The following is a 745-nucleotide window of genomic DNA, read 5'->3' as shown; positions in this document are numbered from 1 at the left end:
ATTTTCTCCGCCAGCTTCTTTTACTGTATAGACAATGTCTTGATTATTTGCATTTGTCTTTAATAAATCTGTCCAAGTTACACTTGTCATTCCATTCTTAAGTGTCTTTGATTCGTTGTCTAATTTTACATTATCTGCATATAAGTCAAATGTCACATCTGGTTTTACACTTGGTAGTGTTGCGCCCTCTCCTGCTACCCAAATTTTACTTGCCTTTAGGGCTACAGTTTCTGGAACAACTTTCTTTATTGTGTTTGTAATTGTGAAGCCATTTGCCATGTCACCACTTGTTGTTACTGTGTATGTGTCATCACCAATTGCTATTGTTCCATTTTCTTCTCCAGCTTCTTTTAATGTGTAGACAATTTCTGTGCCCTTATCATTTGTCTTTGGTAAGTTCCATGTTACTTGGCTTTGTCCATTTGCTATTGTCCTTGATTCATTGTCTAATTTTACTCCGTCTGCATACAAGTCAAAGGTTACTGTTGGCTTTTGATCTGGTAATGTTGCACCATCTCCTGCTGCCCATTCTTTTCTTGCTGTAATTGTAATTTTTTCTGGTTCTGGAATTACTTTATTTTTCAATGTGTTTGTAATTGTGAAACCATTTGTTGCATTACCACTTGTTGTTACTGTGTATGTGTCATCACCAATTGCTATTGTTCCATTTTCTTCTCCAGCTTCTTTTACTGTGTAGACAATCAAGTTGCCATTTGCATCTGTCTTATCCAAGTTATCCCAAGTC

General features: G+C 36.2%; 1 protein-coding gene. It reads right to left on the bottom strand.

Translation table 11 applies throughout. From position 1 onward, the window contains the following. Positions 1-745: Cna B-type domain-containing protein (locus HMPREF2801_RS09285; RefSeq protein ID WP_168162833.1), on the bottom strand; the 745-nt coding region annotated here is incomplete at both ends.

This window comes from Peptoniphilus sp. HMSC062D09, assembly GCF_001811425.1.
Lineage (GTDB): Bacteria > Bacillota > Clostridia > Tissierellales > Peptoniphilaceae > Peptoniphilus_A.
Note: the sequence above shows the minus strand (reverse complement) of the source record. Positions and strands in the feature narration are given on the sequence as shown.